Origin of the sequence: Belliella kenyensis, assembly GCF_022549675.1 — a bacterium.
GTDB lineage: Bacteria > Bacteroidota > Bacteroidia > Cytophagales > Cyclobacteriaceae > Belliella > Belliella kenyensis.
On sequence record NZ_JAKZGR010000038.1, the window covers coordinates 1 to 3,119 of the forward strand.

The following is a 3,119-nucleotide window of genomic DNA, read 5'->3' on the forward strand; positions in this document are numbered from 1 at the left end:
TCTATATGCTACAAATTTATGTTTTTCCAGTCGTATTTCTCCTTTGGAACTGGTTTTTTGCCATTCTGACTAATGTAAACAAAATCCCTCAATTTGAGCTGATTTCCAATCCTCATTAGTCAGACCGAATTTATCGATTTGTTTTTTTATTCTCTTAACTTAGCCCAATATTCTTTTCTGATCTAAGGTAACAAAAACCTTTCAAACCCAATCCCGCACCTTCTTGATCCATTTACAGGATTCAAGAAATCAAGGGTTGGGTCCAAGACATGCTGAAAATTCAAATCCCCAGATGTTAGGTGGGGGAAGTCATGCCCAAACCAAAGCAAATACTCCCAAAGTCATCGAAAAACAGAAACAACCGCTTCCTAAAACCCACCAACCAGCCTACTATTCCACCTAGCAAACCCTTCACCCTACGGATGTCAGTCAATACGCCATTGGCGCACACGGCAGCCACTGACCTCCCGATTCCTATCGGCGACCCTGATAGATGAATGCATCAATCAGGGATTACCGATAGTGATCGGCATGAGGGATTTTTGGCTAGTGGGCTAAAAGTTGTGGGTAGTGGTTCTTTTCATCTAATTTGGTTTACCCGTGTTTGAAGTTCTGAAATTCTCTTTACTAATCTGTCAAAAGTCAACGCTTTCCCATAAATCATAAACTTGGTCATTTCTGAATAGTCACTCTCGTATTCTTTTATAACTGTTTCTGATGGTATGATTTTGATTTTGTCAGGAGTATGGTTAGCATAGTCAAGCCCCCTCAACGGATTGAATTTTTCTCTATGAGCAACAATATTGTTGTAAAGTTCCTTGTCTTGGAGTGCTGTTATACCGTGTTTAGTGTCCATTAACCTTTCCAAATCATATAAATGTCTTGAAAGTCGGTCTATACGGATTTTTTCAGGCTCTTGCGAAAATTCTTCGTGGAGCAAGAATATCTTTTCAAGGAAGGTTCGTTGGGGTAGAACTGTAGGAATTGTAAAAGTATCTGATGCAAAATCCAATGTTGGAAAATTCACACTTAGAATGGAATTGATTTCACGCTTCTCTGTCGGCTCCATCAAGGAACGAGAACTTACTTCAATCAAAACTCTTTGAGGTAGATATTCTGAAGTGTCAACTACCGAATTGTAATGGATTTCAATTACCTGCGGGTCTTTGTCTGAATCGTTACCAGGCTGTGCAAATAGCTCACATTCTGCTATTGCTCCCCAATCTGTTAAAGTTTGTGTTAAGTCTTTGAGAAACTCTGTTGAGATGAATTCACAAGATTGTTTTCTAAGTTTTCTTATTTGCGTTTTACTGATGTCTCCTTCAAATCCGAAAAATTTTCGGTCAATTGCCAAGTCAATATCTTCTGAAAATCGCTCTATCAAATCCCACCCTTTGCTCAAAGAAGTTCCACCTTTGAATACAATATGTTCGCTGTATGGTAAAGAAAATGAAGCATTCAAACATAATGATACCCACCAATCTTTCTCAATGGCAATGGCTGGCAAACCTGTTGATTCTGTTGCCTGATTGAGGATTTCAATCCTTCTTTCTTTTGATAATGTGAGCCAACTGGTGTTCATCAAATTATTTGCATTAATATTTTGTTTATCCAAGCAGGGGAGAGTTTAGCATCATTGATGATATTCTCTTTCTTTTCATTCTTTAGAATGACTTGGATTTTTTCGATTGTTTTTTCATCTAATTTCTTTTGACCAATAGTTTTGAGTGCCTGAATAGCCAAACCGCTTAATTCTCCTTTTACTGAAAGGTTCTTTGGGCTTGTCTTTTTAAATGTGATGGTTCGCTTGCCAACTTTTACGGTTCTTGCTGCTCCATCAGTCAGGTAAACAACTTTCATTGGAACTTGTGTAGATAACCCTAATTTGTTCAAGGCTTGAACGCCCGTAGGAATAATTCTCGCTTTATCCCGTCTTGCAATGGCTTTGGCTATTTCTTCGGTTGATGGAAAGAGCACACCAAGTTCTTTGTCAGCTTTAGGATATAGGTAAATTCCGTGAGCCATACGAACAAGAATTTCCTTTTCTTTCAGGCGTAACAAGGCTTTCTTAACGCTTTCAGGATTGCCATAGTCTAAAAAGTCATCAACAAAGAGAACACTACCCTTTGGGTAGGTTTTCAGTGCTTCTGCAATCCTATTTTCTACTTGTGGTCTTTCCATTGGTTTTATCTCGTCCCAAATTTAGTAAATATTTGGGACGAAATTGGTGTTAAATTCTATTTTTTTGTCTGTATATTTTGCTGTGTCGAGTTACCATTACCCACAACGTCACACTGTGAAAAAAGTCTCTGCTATTTCTTAGTTCAACGGGTTTTCAGTTCCTTTAAAATTAGTAAATTTAATGGTAGTTAGTTGTAAGAATATCAACTTATTTCCATGAAGCACATCCTAGGAATATACCGGTTTCAAGCAACCTTCTCCAGCTTGGAAGATACCATTCCCAAAGAAAACCCTGTCAGAGTAATTGATGCCTTTATCAATAAGCTTGACCTGGATCTCCTTGGGTTTATTTCCAGAACTACCGATGAAGAACAGACCAAAAAGCATAATCCCTATCTCGACGGGAGGCCTTCATTTAAACCAAAGTCATCATTCCATTCCAGATCAGAATGCTCGAAAAATACGGCAGGGATATCTTCAAATGCCCTTGCTGCGATCATGGAAGAATGGAAACTATCTTTGATACTAGGGACAAATCAGGTAGAAAGCCAAAACCTTTCAAACCAAATCTAGCCCCTTCTTGATCCATTTACAGGATTCAAGAAATCAAGGGTTGGATCCAAGACATGCCAAAATTCAAATCCCTAGATGTTGGGTGGGGGAAGTCATGCCCAAACCAAAGCAAATACTCCCAAAGTCATCGAAAAACAGAAACAACCGCTTCCTAAAATCCACCAACCAGCCTACTATTCCACCTAGCAAGCCCTTCACCCTGCGGATGTACGCCCCAGCGCACAAGTCAGTCAATACGCCATAGGCGCACACGGCAGCCACTAACCTCCCGATCCCTATCGGCGACCCTGATAGATGAATGCATCAATCAGGGATTTTTTCCAAGGGTTTTTGGCTAGTGGGCTAAATGTTGGCAGTAGTGATTC

At 39.6% G+C, this 3,119-nt stretch carries 4 protein-coding genes and 1 pseudogene; 1 reads left to right on the top strand and 4 read right to left on the bottom strand.

Features of this window, described 5'->3' with window-relative positions:
* Window positions 1-295: 295 nt before the first annotated feature.
* The 3 genes from MM214_RS18780 to MM214_RS18790 form a co-directional block, all read right to left on the bottom strand.
* Window positions 296-460: a hypothetical protein gene (locus MM214_RS18780; RefSeq protein WP_241297718.1), complete on the bottom strand. Its 165-nt coding sequence runs from the start codon at window positions 458-460 to the stop codon at window positions 296-298.
* Window positions 461-580: 120 nt separating this feature from the next.
* Window positions 581-1,615 carry a nucleotidyl transferase AbiEii/AbiGii toxin family protein gene (locus MM214_RS18785; RefSeq protein WP_241297719.1) on the bottom strand — a complete coding sequence of 345 codons (1,035 nt, stop codon included), beginning with the start codon at window positions 1,613-1,615 and terminating at the stop codon, window positions 581-583.
* Entirely contained in the window at window positions 1,582-2,181 is a 600-nt protein-coding gene (locus tag MM214_RS18790; protein ID WP_241297720.1) for a DUF6088 family protein, read from the bottom strand. Before MM214_RS18790 ends, MM214_RS18785 begins: the two co-directional genes overlap by 34 nt.
* Before the next feature lie 422 nt (window positions 2,182-2,603).
* Here MM214_RS18790 and MM214_RS19205 point away from each other — a divergent pair.
* Window positions 2,604-2,765, top strand: a pseudogene (locus tag MM214_RS19205) (IS91 family transposase); the annotation flags it as partial.
* A 52-nt stretch (window positions 2,766-2,817) separates the two neighbouring features.
* Here the strand turns inward: MM214_RS19205 and MM214_RS18800 are convergent.
* On the bottom strand, window positions 2,818-3,015 hold the full coding sequence (locus MM214_RS18800; protein ID WP_241297722.1) for a hypothetical protein: 198 nt from the start codon (window positions 3,013-3,015) through the stop codon (window positions 2,818-2,820).
* Between the last annotated feature and the right edge of the window lie 104 nt (window positions 3,016-3,119).